Here is a 13,626-nt window from a genome sequence, read left to right on the forward strand (position 1 = left end):
ATGTAATCGCTCTGGTATTCCCGTCGTGGCGTATCTGCTTATGTCGCTGCCCTCTCGGTCACAAGGTAACGTACCTAAAGCTTTGAATATGAGTAAAATTATCTTTACTATTTTTCAAGGTTCAGAGGAGTTAAAAAACCCCTTCACTCTTAAGCCGAAAAATAAAGGGGGGTGTACCAAATTATTTTTCAATTTTTAAATATTTTCTTAATTTCTCTAACACTCTCTTCTTGCGATTACTAATCGTCATCAATGGAAGACCTGTTTCTTTCGAAAGTTGTCTCTGACTTTTCTCAAAAAAAAACAGTTCTTGTATCAGCCATTTCTCTTCTTCATTAAGAATTGAAATTGCTTCAAGAACTGTTTCCATAAGCACTTTGTTTATAACTTCTGTTTCAATATCAGTATTTTTATCAGGTATAATTCCCTCCGCTGAGCAATAATTTCTTTTCATATCACTGAAAATGATTACTCCTTTTTTAAAATCACGTTCTTCTAAATACCGCTCTCTCCGATCCATCCTATAGAAAACTTCATATATTTCTTTCGTTATTTCACATTTTTCTCCAGCAACAGAGATAAAATATTTACGTTTTTCTTTCTTCTCATCATCCGATTGTTTCATATTACATCTCTCCAATTGTGTAATTTGTAAACTATTCATTACAAAATGTTATGGGCTATGAATCACAACAAAGAAGAATTGACACATTGTCAACCTCCTATTGATAAACAAAAAAGCCAGAGGTTCATTACGACCTCTGGCTTTTTTTCATAATACTATTTTGATTTTTAAAATTCAGAAAAACCATTCCAATACAATTTACATGCACATCACTTAAAGCAAACTAAAAAATGTATCTCTACTTTTTAATATTCTAAACTTCCCCACGAATGTCGAAGATGTTCAGCTTCTAAGCCCAAAATTCTGACAAGGATGAAACCACTTAATGTTCTCCTTCAATGAAATTGTGGAATATCAACAAGAAACTGATTCGAGAAAGTTTTTCAACAAATTGACGTTTCTAAGATATCCATAGCTTTGCTTAAACCAATGTATTAATGAGGGTAAAAGGGTTCCGAACCTCTTTGCTAGCCATAAAACTTGAAAATGGCGACAGTCAAACAACTGATAATAATAGTCTAAACCCAACAAACTTTATATTGAATCTCAACAATAAGTGGATTATCATAGAATCGTTAAAAAAAGTAATGCCCTCATAGATTAAAATGTACAATTTAAAGAGCCTCATTGTCAGTCAGTTCCCTAATATTTATTCACGCTATACATTAATAAAATCCTACATTTATCCTAACAACAAGACAATTTACGCTCATTACTTTTTATAAGGATTACTTATCTCCTTTTCATGAATATAAAGATTATTCTTGATAAATCAATATAGAATTCAATATTTACCATCTTCCAGCAGAGTATTTTACCAACATCGTGGATTGTCTGCGAGTTTCTTTTTAAAACGCCTAATTTACTTTTGGTAATCTTTCGACATCTGAAATCTCTATCCATAGATTTGCATTCTTGATACCAAGCTTACTGGGATCAAATACTGGATCTAGACCTTTAGCTTTTTGCTCCTCGTAGTCTTTAAGAGTTGCGATTCCTGTTTTGGTAAGCAATATAATCGCAACGAGGTTTAACCATGACATAATGCCAATACCAACGTCACCAAGTGCCCACACAGTACTTGCTGAGTTAACCGAACCTATAATAATCATAATTAGTAAAATGATACGTGTTATGTTAAATATATTTTTTTGATTTTTCATTTTTTTAGTAATATAAGCTACATTAGATTCAGCATAATAGTAATAAGCAAGTAGCGTTGTGAATGCGAAAAAAAGAAGTGCAATCGCAACAAACTTTGAGCCGAATCCAGGCATTAATGTATCAACAGCTAACTGAGTATATACAGGGCTTGGCTCAGCACCACTAAGAACAGGGTTTGAATATAACATCGATCCGTCTGGAAAAAACGTGTTGAACGATCCAGTAAGGAGGATCATAAAGGCAGTTGCGCTACAAACAAATAATGTATCAATGTAAACTGAGAATACCTGAACAAGACCTTGCTTTGCAGGGTGAGATACTTCTGCAGCTGCAGCAGCCATTGGACCTGTCCCTAGACCAGCTTCACTTGAATATATACCACGTTTTACGCCCCAACTGATTGCCTGACCAATGATTGCGCCAAAAGCAGCCTTTGTGCTAAAAGCGTTGATAATAATCATTGAAAAAATTTCTGGTACTTTATCGATATTCAAGATGAATATGGCAATTGCAACGATGATGTAAGCAATTGCCATGAAAGGAACTAAAATTTGAGCAGTTTTCCCAATTCGCTTAACACCACCGAAAACGATTATTGCAAGTGTGCTAGCAGTAGTGATACCTGAAACTACTGGAGGTATGCCAAAAGCACTATCCATAGCGGTTGCAATTGAATTAGCTTGTATACCAGGTAAGAAGAAACCGACTGAAGCAATTGCTGAAATTGCAAATAAAATTGCGAACGGTTTACTTCCAATCCCTTTTTCGATATAGTATTGAGGACCACCACGGTACTGCCCATCAGCTTCCTCTTTATAAACTTGTGCAAGAGCTGATTCTATATAAGCCGATCCAGCACCTAAGAATGCGATTATCCACATCCAAAATACAGCACCTGGACCACCAAATCCAATCGCAGAAGCAACACCAGCTATATTACCCGTACCGACTCGACCTCCAAGAGCCATTGCGAATGATTGGAAGGATGAAACCCCTTTAGCTGAATCGTCACTAGCAAATAGATGATCCAACATATTTTTAATCAAACGAACTTGTGGGAACTTCATTGAAAATGTAAAGTAAATTCCGGTACCTAAAGATAAGTAAATTAATGCTTTACTCCAAATAATTTGATTAAGCAAATTAATAATTTGAGTCATACGATTTCTCCCTTCAATCTTCTCTAATTATTTGAAAACCAAACTCCTAATCATTATCACATTGTCAACTCCAAGCAAATTATCTTTCTAGTATAAATCAATTCATAAAATCATAGTTGTGGCTTGATCAGCAAATGTGCAATCGCTAAACAAGACCCTAGTGAGTAAGAAATGCCTGATGTTTTATGAAATGAAAACTCGGATCATTCAAAATTAAGCGTTGGATTAATATTTGTATAACCTTTTATGTTCGCGTGAGATTCTTTAAATCCTAATGTTGATTTTTTTCTTGCGATAGCCTCAATCTCTACATCAGCCCCTAATGGAAGAGCAGCTACTTCGAAAGCACTTCGTGCAGGAAAATTCTCCGTAAAGAACTCCTTATAGACTTCATTCATGGCTTCAAAATGCTTCATTTCACTTAAATATACAGTTGTTTTAACTACATCCGAAAGCTCTGCTCCTACTTCATTTAATATGCCAGTTAGGTTTTTGAGCGCCATACGTGTTTGAGCTTTAATGCCTGTCAACACCTCTCCTGTACTTGGATTAATTGGCAATTGACCACTCGTAAAGATATAATCATCAACAGTAATCGCTTGTGAATATGGTCCAATGGCTTTAGGGGCATTTTGTGTTTCTACTACATTCTTCATATCTATTCCTCTTATCTGATTTCGTTTTCATATAAATAAGCTGCCAGAGCTAAATCTTCAACTGCCAAACCCATTCCCTCGAATACCGTAATATCATTTTCATTCGCTCGACTAATGACCTTACCAAGTAAAACATCACCAATTTCTCCTACAATATGCTCTTCAGTAATTCGCTTTTCAGCAAATGGCACTAAAAAATCACTGCTTTCCGATTTACATGATGATTCTTTGTCAACATAGAACTTTGATTTTGCTACTAGATCACTATCAAGTTCACGATATTCTTTCGCTGAAGCACCTATGGCATTGATATGGGTACCTGGATGGATCCATTCACCCTTAATAACTGGATCCTTGGCAAAGGTAAGAGTCGTAATAATTTGAGAGTTTCTTGCTACTTCTTCAGCATCTTTACAGACTTCAACATCCACATCAAATTGCTCAATCATATTATCTGCAAACTTCATCGAAGCTTCCACACTGATATCCCAAACTCTAATCTTCTTAATATTTCTTACTAGTATAATTGATTCAACATGCTTACGTGCTTGAACTCCAGCTCCAATAATACCAAGGGTTGATGCAGCTTTATTTGCAAGCAAATCCGTTGCTACAGCCGTAACTGCAGCTGTTCTTAACGCAGTTACTTCAATACAGTCAATTAAAGCTAACTCCTTGCCTGTATTTGCATCGAATAGTAAAATAACCCCTTGATGACTCGGCAGACCTTGAGCATGATTGTTAGGGAAAATAGTGATCAATTTCAAACCAAAATACCCTTTATCAATTAAGTGTGCCGGCATTAATAAATAAAGATCCTGTTCACTAATGTACTTGTTTGACCTTAAATCCATGCTCGACTTCCCTTGGTTTAAGTCCATTAATGTTTCTCTCATTAGGTCAATACATGAACTCATTTCAATCCTTTTGCTTATCTCTTCTTTCTTTAAAAATAACATAAACCCTCCTTGTTTTATAATTGAGGAATTTGCATAATCTACATCCTTACATAAAAACCAGAAACCACAGTAAACATAACCGTCATAAACAACATCGTTTTTATTGAAAAGTTTGGATGTTGAAACCACATTGCCTCATTTCTAGTTTATAAATATGTTTTTACACTTTGACATTTGCCAGAATTGTACCAGCAAAAATAACAGAACAATTTTATATCGCTTGAGCCTTAGCTGTTTTGATGCCATATGACCGAATGCAATCAAAAATTTCATTAAAAGGGAGCATTAAGTGGTTTCACCATTTCAGGATTTTTTGCCTAGACGATTAATTTCTTTAACATTCATGGATGAAATTTTTTTGATTTACGAAATGTCGCATTCGCAAGAAATTGCCATTATGAAGTTCCATCGAATCTCTATCACTTTTTACATTTCTGAATTTCTCCTAACTGAAGATCACTCCAAAAGTAAAATTACCTATTCTCAAATTGTATTTTCATATACACTTGAACTTATTAGCTCGTCATAAAAATAAGCTGATTTCTACTCAAGTCTATTTTTCCGTCAGTTCCTTAATAGCTTTGACAATTCTATCTAACCCTTCTTGAAGCACTGATCTTGGACAAGCTACAGTCATTCTAAAATAACCATCACCAGATTCACCAAACACCCGACCATTCTCTATAAGTACGTCATATTTTGTAATTAACAATTCAAATAGTTCTTCAGATTCTACATATGCCCCTAAATTTATCCAAGCCAAAAAAGTTCCCTCAGGTTTTTTGTACTTTACTTTTGGTAAGTGTTCATCAAGATAATCCACTAAAAAGTCGAAATTACTCTCGACGTATTTCATAACCTCATCGACCCAATAATCACACTTATTATAGGCAGTTTCTGTTAGTTCAATATCTAAAGGTGGAGCAAAGCTAATATAATGCTTTTCCATAGTTTCTTTTTCCCATATTAGCTTTAAATCATTATCATCAATGATTATTTGGGAAATTGGTACACCACCAACATTAAATGTTTTTCCTAGCGCTACAGCAGTAATTATTTTGTTATAATCAGTTAGTGTTTTGATTGGATAATGAGTTGAATTTTCTCTAGTCAAATCACAATGGAGTTCATCCGAGAAAATCAACACATCATTTTTTCGACATATCTCAGTAATCTTAATTAATTCATCTTTAGTCCATACTCTTCCAACTGGATTATGTGGCGAACATAAAATAAGCATTGTGTTCTTAGGATCTTTCACTTTTTTTTCTAAATCCTCAAAATCGATACTATAGCCATCGTCATCCTTAGTTAGTGTATTATTCACGATCACCCTGCCTGTGCCCTTAATCAATTCAGAAAATGGATAAAAAACAGGTGGCTGAATAATAATCCCTTCCCCAAGTTCAGTGAAAGCTCTAATTATGAACCCTAAAGCTGGTAGTACTCCGGGAGAGTAAAAGATTGAATTTTTGTCAATCTCCCAATTAAATCGCCTTTTATACCAACCTTGAATTGCTTCAAAATATTTGTCGCCTGGCATAGAATGCCCCAAAAATCCATGTTCAACTCTTTTCGTTAAGGTTTCAATGATTTCATCGGCAATTTTGAACTCCATATCAGAAAGCCAAAGTGGTAAGGCAGTCTTACTTACTCTACTGTCCACAAAATTTTTATGATCCCATTTTACGCTGTTAGTTCCTCTTCTATCATATTCTCTGTCTAAATCAAGTTTGCTCATAATTTCCTCCTTTTATTTCTTTATTATTTTCGAAAATTATAACATGAAAAATTTTATAGTTCATACTCATAGAATTCTAACCACAAGACAGTTATTATCAATTTTGTTTCATGACAGTAGAATTTTATATGTATTTTTGCTATAATATATGTAAAAAGCAATTCCAAACATATTTTTTTACACTTTCAAACATTTTTATGAAACTTGGTGATTTATTATGTCAGATTATCTAATAGAATTGGGGGCAATACTTAGAAACGCGAGAAAATTTCGTGGCCTCACTATTCAACAGTTAGCAGATAAAATTCAAAAGAGTAAGTCAACACTATCAAAATATGAGCGTGGTGAAATAGCAATAGACATTCTTACAATTAATGATATTTCTCAGGCATTAAAAATAAGTATTGATGAGTTATTGCCAAGTTCTAACAAATTTGAAATTCATGATCCTTCAACTATTATTGTTAATGCACCATCATTTTTTAAAGGCAATACTAGCTTTTATTCTTATTACTATGATGGAAGAAATAAGAGTATTATTTGCTCAAATATTTTGGTGAAAAAAAACAATGAAAGTGATTCAACTCATATTCAAATGTACATGAATATAAAAGATTTAAGTTTCCCTCAGGCGTGTGAAAATACATATAATGGTTTAATGACTCATTATGACATGATTACAAGAATCGATTTAATAAATTGTGATACTCCAATAGAAAAAGCATCAATTGCCATACTTTCTCCATTTGCAGAAAATGATTTTAGATGGGGTCTTTGGTCAGGAATCTCTACACGACCAGTAATGCCAGCTTCCATCAAGATGCTCTTTACAAAATTGCCCCAAAAGATAGATTCTGATCTAAAAAAGAAACTCATCATAACACAAGAAGATTACAAACAGATCAAACATTATAATATGTTCACCGTTTTTTAAATAGTGTAAAAAAATCTGTGATAAAATAGAAATCTTCCATGGAAGTAATTAATGGTATAAAATTGATTATGAAATGGAGGATTTTTTCATGGCAAAGAAAACAAGTAAAATAAGGAAATTAACCCAAAGATTGATGAAGGAAGAGAAAATAGAAAATGTATTGCATCTTCAAGACATGTTGGATGTTAAATCATAAATAGATCTTTAATAAGTGTTATTTCAATATCCCTTAAATGATTAGAGTGAATAATTCAAGGCATGACTTCTTGACAGGGAGTCCCTGTCAGTAAACTTCCATGTTTAATCGCTGAAGAAAATGACTCAAAGCTTACTTGCTCAAAATTATTACAATCTACTTCTTTGTTCTCATTCCCATAATCTGTCAGCGTTGAAATTTTATCAATATTTCCCATTATTCCATTGCCAGAATAACTTTTTTCTTTCGCAGCCTCATCAAATCTCATTTCAGATTCAATGGATTCCATCCTTTCTATATCATTATCTACAACAATCAAATGATAAAGATTAGACCTTTGTCCGCCTTGTTCATGGAATCTACTTTCGCGTGTAAGAAAACCGGCCTCTTCAAGATCAGTTAACGCTCTTTGAACCGTTCTTGTGCTTATGTTACATTCTTTAGCAATGGTTCTCACACTCGGAAAACATGTATTTTCAATATCTGCTCTATTAATTAAATAAAAAATAACCAGCGTTGCACGCTGGCTTAAATCCGCTTTATATACACTTTCAATCAACTTACCTTTGTTTGTCATACTTTTTCCTCCTTCAATATCACTTAATAAATCGAGTGATTATATCTTCCCAAACCTCAATATTAGAATCTCCATCAAAATAGTCCGGTGTATAATTTGAAAAATATACATGTTCATTTTCTTTTTCAATCTTCCTTTTATTCGAATCAGCTATAAAAGATAAGACTGTACCAATTCGCTTATCACCCATCAAATTTTTAATACTCGTCATTTCATTATTTTCATACGGTTTCCCAGTAGCACAGAGTATTGCAGCGTCACATTTTTTTCTTACAACCTCTATGATTCTATTGTTGACTACACCCATATCATAAATGATGAAATCAAATTCATCATGACACTCCGAATGAAGTGAAAGGTATTTCACGCCATGATATTGAATAATACCTTCCTTCATTATCATTCCCTGATAAAACTCTGGAAAATTACGCAAATGGTCATGATCATTTGCTTCTACATAACATACACTCGCTCCAATATTTGCTAGGTAATTCGCCAAATTAATAGCCATCGTCGTTGTGCCAACGCGATGCTGTACCCCTGCGACAGCAATTTTAATATCCTTTTTTACGAATGAATGTGGTGTAAAAGTGCAACTTACCAAGGTATCTTCTTTAGAAATCTTTGACTGAATTTCACGTTTGCTAATTCCAAGATCGCTAATAGACTTGAGTACTTCTGTTTTAAGCGATTCCATTTCTTCTGATATCACAATGTTATAAATTCCTGCTTCGATGAGCTGCAGAATGAGTTTCTCTTTTTCCTTTAGCATATCTATATAGAATATCATCCTTGAAGAGAACATCTTTTTAAAACCAATTACAGCCTCCATTAGCTCTTCGTCACAGTCTTTCAATGCATTTAAGTCAATAAATACATAGTTAAAATGCTCCAAACTTCTCATATCACTAAGCACAAATTGTTTTAGCGAAAATGACCCCGATAGCTTCTTTATTATTATTCCATGCTCATCATGGAGAAATGAATATTCTTATGCGGCAGAGCCGCAGTTCCGGTGTGGCGTGAGCCACTTGTCCGGAACTACTGAGCCACTGCTGATTGTTTAATCATTCACTTAAGTGTTTTTCCAACCCATAAACTTCACGCATAGATAAGTCTCTAGATGGATCAATGCTTTCTATGTTGATTTTATACGCATCATGTACAATTCGATCTAAAATCGCATCTGCCAGAGGTGAATCGTCACCACCAAGTTGCTCATACCAACCTTCGTGACGGTATTGAGAACAGAAGATTGTTGATGACCTCTTTCTTCGATGGTGTAATAACTCAAAGATATCTTTAGCTTCATTTGGAGTTGGTCTTAGAAGAAGCCACTCATCAATAATCAGTAAAACCGGGTTAGCATACCTCGCCATGACTTTCTTGTAACTCCCTTCATTTCTCGCATGTTCTAAATCTAAGAGTAGGTCTGGTAGTCGAACATAACGTGTTTTGAAGTAATGCTTACAGGCTTCCATACCAAAGGCATTTGCAAGATAGGTTTTACCACAACCTGTTGCACCAGTTATAAATACATTTCGAAATTCAGCGATATACTCACAAGTGGAAAGTCGTTTAATCAAGTCCTTGTTGATTTTTCTTCCGGAAGAATAATTGATACCAATAATGCTAGCATCTGCTTGTTCAAACTCAGCATTCTTAATGAGTCGGTTTAAGCGATTATTTTTTCTTCTGGTATACTCGATATCGACCATCATTCCGATGCGATCTTCAAAGTCAATGTCTTTCATTTTGGGGTCAGAAAGTTGTTGAAGAAATGCCTCAGCCATTGCAGTTAGTCGCATATCTATCAGTTTGTCGATTGTTGGATTATTTATCATTGTATTTTCCTCCGTAGTAGTTTGCACCGCGCGTTACGCCATAAGTGTTCTTCTTGGATTTCTCAGTTTCGGGCTTTGAGATATCTTTAATCCCAGTGGCAAGAATATTTTTGATACTCTTGTAACTTGGGCTGGCTGTATAGCTCAAAGCTTTTTCACAAGCTGCTTCAAGACGTGATTCAGAGTGTCTTTCAGCTAACTTGAGTAATCCCATGCAACTCTTATAGGTTTGTTGTTCCACGCGACTGGAGGAAAGTATCGCAATAATAACTTGATGTGTGTTGGGCCCTATTCGCTGAGCCCATTGTTTAAAGCGCTCCCCATTCCACTCAAGATACTTCTGATGGTCGGGGGGCATATGTTCTAAGGTTGTGCTGTATTGCCCTTTACGACCATAAAGCCGTTTGTGTGAAGCGATACGATTGTGATTATAAAAAATCTCTAGGACTCTCTCTGTGACCCTTACATCTACCTTGCGTTTAATATATTCATATGGACAAGAATATAGCATTCCATCTAAGGATATGTGATAATTAAACTGAACGGTGGCTTGTTTAAAGTCCGCCAGTTCATAAGGGGTAGTTGGTAGGGGGCTTAGGAAAGGCAACTCTTCGTGGTGGAAGAGGCTCCACCTGCTACCTTCCTTCTTTTGAAAGGTTCTATGGTTAAATACTTCTAGTTTTTCTTGAATAGCAGTATTAAGTTCTTCGAGTGAGAAGAACTGTTCATTACGAAGCGCAGCGGTAATCCAAGTAGAAATATTACCCACAGCGCCTTCAACACTTGCTTTATCTTTCGGTTTTCTCACCCTAGCCGGAATAATGGCAGTACCATAATGCTCAGCCATTTCATGATAGGTTGCATTGAGTTTGGGGGTATACCAGTCTTTTGTATGGATAACAGCTGTTTTACAATTGTCGGGCACTAAAAGCGTCGCAACACCTCCAAAAAAATTGTACATGTGAACATGGGCTGTAATCCACGCGCGTTGTTTTTCATTGATAAAAGCCTCAACATAAGCATACTGGCTGTATGTTATAACACCTACAAAGAGGTATGCCTCTGTAATAACGCCAGTGTCGGGATCGATAATCTTAGCTGGATCACCAGCCCAATCGACCTCAACCTGTTCACCAGGTTTACGTGCTATATGCATAGTTGCACGACGTTTTTGTTCATCTTGCTGAATGTAACGACAGAACTGAGAATACATTAGGGGCTCTTCATTGTTAAGCCTACATTCTTCCATGTATTCTGCCCAAAGCAACTTCTTGCTGACACCGTTCTTCAGGAGCTCTTTGCGAATGTATTCGCAGTTAGGTGGGCGCTTCGAGCTTGAATCATTTTCTTTTGGAAAAAGCAAAATTTGCCACTCAGCATTCGTTTTAATACCATGTGCTGTCCATGCAAGTCCAAGTTCAGAAGCCCTTTTTACTACTTTAGAAACGGTATTTCTTGAGCAAGAACAACTTAAAGCTATGTTTCGCTCACTGACCCCAAGACTTTTAAGCCTCAGAATCTCATGATAATTGGTCATCATGTGACCTCCTTTATAAGTATTTGCATTGAATCAATGCATATTCTAATTATAAAGGAACTACAATTGTTGGCTCAAAGGCTTTGGAACTATGGCTCAATCTAAGACGGAATGGTGGCTCATCGTTACCGGACACAAGGCTCAGAAGACACCGGAATACTCAAGAAAATCAATCATATTAATATTTCCGTTGCTGGATAGGTATAACAACATCACCCACACCACCTTCCTGTTCGATTTGAAAATCTTTCGGCAATACTATTTCTAATTCTCTTGGCTGGTATATAATCATCATTACGATGCTCACAATGACAATTACAACATAAATGATCAATTCTATCACAAGCTTCTTTTTCATAAGTCACGCTCCTATCTTCCACCGGCTTTACCCATAAACTCAAATTTGTATTCTGGTATCTGAAAGTTTACTTGTAATCGCTTAGATCCAATTATCACAAGTGCATTGCCTCTCTTTTTCTGACCTAATAGTTGTTCTTCAGCATCTGTTAGGTTGTAAAGTTTCTTAGTTTCAATTAAATTCATGCCATCGCAACCCATCAGAATCTTATAAGCCGGAATATCAAGCAATGCTTGTCCATAGAGTTTAACTTTTGGATCTAAGAAATCAACCACTGAATGAGATATAATCGCTACACCTGCTTCATATTTTCTAGCTCTTTTTTCAACATTTCTTAAAAACACCAAGGATTGCGGCACGTTAGGATCAATCATAAGATAGCTCTCATCACAAATCAGTAGAACGGGCTCGTTCCTATCTAAGCTCATTTGCTGCCAGCACCAGGTAAGGATGTTGAAATACTGAGTTCTTTTGATATTGTCACTGGTATTTTGAAGATCATGAGTATCGAGGCAAATGCACCTTGAATTTACCTGAATTGTGCTTTTCCCATTCCACAAAAAAGCGTCACTGCCAAGAGCAATATCTTGTAACAGTAACGCTAAATCATCATATTCATTTTTACTTGATGTTGCTCCAACTTCATCGGCCTTTTCCCTTAGCAGTGCGTACAAGTCTGAAAATATCGGAAAATCTTCATTTGATAATTGATTGATATCGGTATCCCACGTAATATCAAATTGATTATACAATTCGATTAACACGTTCTTGAGAATTGCCCTTTGTTTGTCTGAAAGAGACGGCAAATATAGACTGAAAAATATTTCAAGATTTTTCATATAAATAGCCATATCTCCCATGCCATGACCTTCATCTTTATAATACTTGTCATCATCATCGACTGGTGTGGGTCTGATTTGTAGCGGATTGATTTTACCATTAAGGCCTCCGCCTGTATTAATCCAATCACCGTTTAAAGCTTTTGTAATTTCTTGATACTCTCTTTCGGGATCAACAAAGATGATTTTCGTACCTTTCATATATTCCGCAAGCGCAATATGTTTAACAACGGTGCTTTTGCCAACCCCGGCAACTCCCATAATGGTAAAATTAGTATTTGTTCTGTCATTCCCTCGCTTCCACGGATCGAGTACTACGAGTCCACCTCTAGAGTCACGTCCAAAGTAATAACCTGTTCCATCATTATAACCTGAAGATGAAAATGGAAAACCCCCAACAAAGCTGCTCATTGGAATAACTCTTTTAAGTACTTCTCCAATGGCTTCATCGAGGGTATAATAGGGAGCAATGCTTTTAAATGCTTGTTCTTGAAGATTTGCCATGATTCTTAGTTTTGCCTTGCTTGTGGCAATAATGCTTTCGGTCTTTCTGCAAATCTTTTGAAAGTTGTTTTCTTCTCTTGCAATCGCCATAATAGAAATAATCATGGTTCCAACCGTTTCACCTTCTCTGTCGATCTGCAGCATCATTTTTTCTCCATCCATTGCGGCTTGTTCTGCTCTTTGCCTAATGAGGGGATCTTTCGCCGTTTCTGCAGCGCTTCTGTTTTGGATCACACTTTTCGATAATCCAGAAATAAATTCACCATTATCAATCGGTATGAATGTAATACCGACGACTGTTCCTGGAATGTTTGTAATCTTTGCGAGCCATCCATAATCGACTTTTTGCGGATACTTGATAACCCCATAAATTCGTCCTGTATTCTCGCCAATAATCATGCTATTTCTTTTCAGTTCAAGTCCGATTGGTGTAATGATGTTAAGCAAATTACGATTTTCAAATTGTTGTTGAATGTGTTCTTTCTTCATACTTTCCAATTCCTCCTTTGGGCAAAAAAATAACCACAGCTTT

At 35.7% G+C, this 13,626-nt stretch carries 11 protein-coding genes and 1 pseudogene; 1 reads left to right on the top strand and 11 read right to left on the bottom strand.

Going from position 1 to position 13,626, the window contains the following annotated elements:
• Positions 1-181 precede the first annotated feature (181 nt).
• The 5 genes and pseudogenes from ISU02_RS04010 to ISU02_RS04030 form a co-directional block, all read right to left on the bottom strand.
• Positions 182-625: a sigma-70 family RNA polymerase sigma factor gene (locus ISU02_RS04010; RefSeq protein WP_194700500.1), complete on the bottom strand. Its 444-nt coding sequence runs from the start codon at positions 623-625 to the stop codon at positions 182-184.
• A gap of 857 nt (positions 626-1,482) precedes the next feature.
• Positions 1,483-2,949 carry an alanine/glycine:cation symporter family protein gene (locus ISU02_RS04015; protein ID WP_194700501.1) on the bottom strand — a complete coding sequence of 489 codons (1,467 nt, stop codon included), beginning with the start codon at positions 2,947-2,949 and terminating at the stop codon, positions 1,483-1,485.
• A 284-nt stretch (positions 2,950-3,233) separates the two neighbouring features.
• Positions 3,234-3,605, bottom strand: a pseudogene (locus tag ISU02_RS04020) (RidA family protein); the annotation flags it as partial.
• Positions 3,606-3,616: 11 nt separating this feature from the next.
• Positions 3,617-4,564 (bottom strand): ornithine cyclodeaminase family protein, encoded by a 948-nt coding sequence (locus ISU02_RS04025; protein ID WP_194700503.1) that lies wholly within the window; start codon positions 4,562-4,564, stop codon positions 3,617-3,619.
• Between the two features lie 553 nt (positions 4,565-5,117).
• Positions 5,118-6,305: a MalY/PatB family protein gene (locus tag ISU02_RS04030; RefSeq protein WP_194700504.1), complete on the bottom strand. Its 1,188-nt coding sequence runs from the start codon at positions 6,303-6,305 to the stop codon at positions 5,118-5,120.
• Between the two features lie 217 nt (positions 6,306-6,522).
• Between ISU02_RS04030 and ISU02_RS04035 the strand changes: the two genes are divergently transcribed.
• Positions 6,523-7,239 carry a helix-turn-helix domain-containing protein gene (locus tag ISU02_RS04035; RefSeq protein WP_194700505.1) on the top strand — a complete coding sequence of 239 codons (717 nt, stop codon included), beginning with the start codon at positions 6,523-6,525 and terminating at the stop codon, positions 7,237-7,239.
• 251 nt (positions 7,240-7,490) lie between these two features.
• Here ISU02_RS04035 and ISU02_RS04040 read toward each other — a convergent pair whose 3' ends face one another.
• The 6 genes from ISU02_RS04040 to ISU02_RS04065 form a co-directional block, all read right to left on the bottom strand.
• Positions 7,491-8,012, bottom strand: a complete 522-nt coding sequence (locus ISU02_RS04040) for a helix-turn-helix domain-containing protein (RefSeq protein ID WP_194700506.1) — start codon at positions 8,010-8,012, stop codon at positions 7,491-7,493.
• Positions 8,013-8,031: 19 nt separating this feature from the next.
• Positions 8,032-8,907, bottom strand: a complete 876-nt coding sequence (locus ISU02_RS04045) for a hypothetical protein (protein WP_194700507.1) — start codon at positions 8,905-8,907, stop codon at positions 8,032-8,034.
• A gap of 172 nt (positions 8,908-9,079) precedes the next feature.
• Positions 9,080-9,856 carry an IS21-like element helper ATPase IstB gene (istB, locus tag ISU02_RS04050; RefSeq protein ID WP_194700722.1) on the bottom strand — a complete coding sequence of 259 codons (777 nt, stop codon included), beginning with the start codon at positions 9,854-9,856 and terminating at the stop codon, positions 9,080-9,082.
• Positions 9,846-11,393, bottom strand: coding sequence for an IS21 family transposase (istA, locus tag ISU02_RS04055; RefSeq protein ID WP_194700508.1), 1,548 nt, complete (start codon positions 11,391-11,393; stop codon positions 9,846-9,848). The genes istB and istA overlap by 11 nt, the downstream gene beginning before the upstream one ends.
• Positions 11,394-11,571: 178 nt before the next feature.
• Positions 11,572-11,751, bottom strand: a complete 180-nt coding sequence (locus tag ISU02_RS04060; protein ID WP_194700509.1) for a hypothetical protein — start codon at positions 11,749-11,751, stop codon at positions 11,572-11,574.
• Between the two features lie 11 nt (positions 11,752-11,762).
• Complete coding sequence (locus tag ISU02_RS04065; protein WP_194700510.1) at positions 11,763-13,583, bottom strand: VirB4 family type IV secretion system protein; 1,821 nt, start codon at positions 13,581-13,583, stop codon at positions 11,763-11,765.
• Positions 13,584-13,626 lie beyond the last annotated feature (43 nt).

It is taken from the genome of Fusibacter ferrireducens (assembly GCF_015352425.1).
GTDB classification, from domain to species: domain Bacteria; phylum Bacillota; class Clostridia; order Peptostreptococcales; family Acidaminobacteraceae; genus Fusibacter_A; species Fusibacter_A ferrireducens.

What these genes read in the sequence shown, in the direction of transcription:
- ISU02_RS04010 (WP_194700500.1), bottom strand. Translation starts at nt 625, where the DNA reads ATGAAACAATCGGATGATGAGAAGAAAGAAAAACGTAAATATTTTATC.
- ISU02_RS04015 (WP_194700501.1), bottom strand. Translation starts at nt 2,949, where the DNA reads ATGACTCAAATTATTAATTTGCTTAATCAAATTATTTGGAGTAAAGCA.
- ISU02_RS04025 (WP_194700503.1), bottom strand. Translation starts at nt 4,564, where the DNA reads ATGTTATTTTTAAAGAAAGAAGAGATAAGCAAAAGGATTGAAATGAGT.
- ISU02_RS04030 (WP_194700504.1), bottom strand. Translation starts at nt 6,305, where the DNA reads ATGAGCAAACTTGATTTAGACAGAGAATATGATAGAAGAGGAACTAAC.
- ISU02_RS04035 (WP_194700505.1), top strand. Translation starts at nt 6,523, where the DNA reads ATGTCAGATTATCTAATAGAATTGGGGGCAATACTTAGAAACGCGAGA.
- ISU02_RS04040 (WP_194700506.1), bottom strand. Translation starts at nt 8,012, where the DNA reads ATGACAAACAAAGGTAAGTTGATTGAAAGTGTATATAAAGCGGATTTA.
- istB (WP_194700722.1), bottom strand. Translation starts at nt 9,856, where the DNA reads ATGATAAATAATCCAACAATCGACAAACTGATAGATATGCGACTAACT.
- istA (WP_194700508.1), bottom strand. Translation starts at nt 11,393, where the DNA reads ATGACCAATTATCATGAGATTCTGAGGCTTAAAAGTCTTGGGGTCAGT.
- ISU02_RS04060 (WP_194700509.1), bottom strand. Translation starts at nt 11,751, where the DNA reads ATGAAAAAGAAGCTTGTGATAGAATTGATCATTTATGTTGTAATTGTC.
- ISU02_RS04065 (WP_194700510.1), bottom strand. Translation starts at nt 13,583, where the DNA reads ATGAAGAAAGAACACATTCAACAACAATTTGAAAATCGTAATTTGCTT.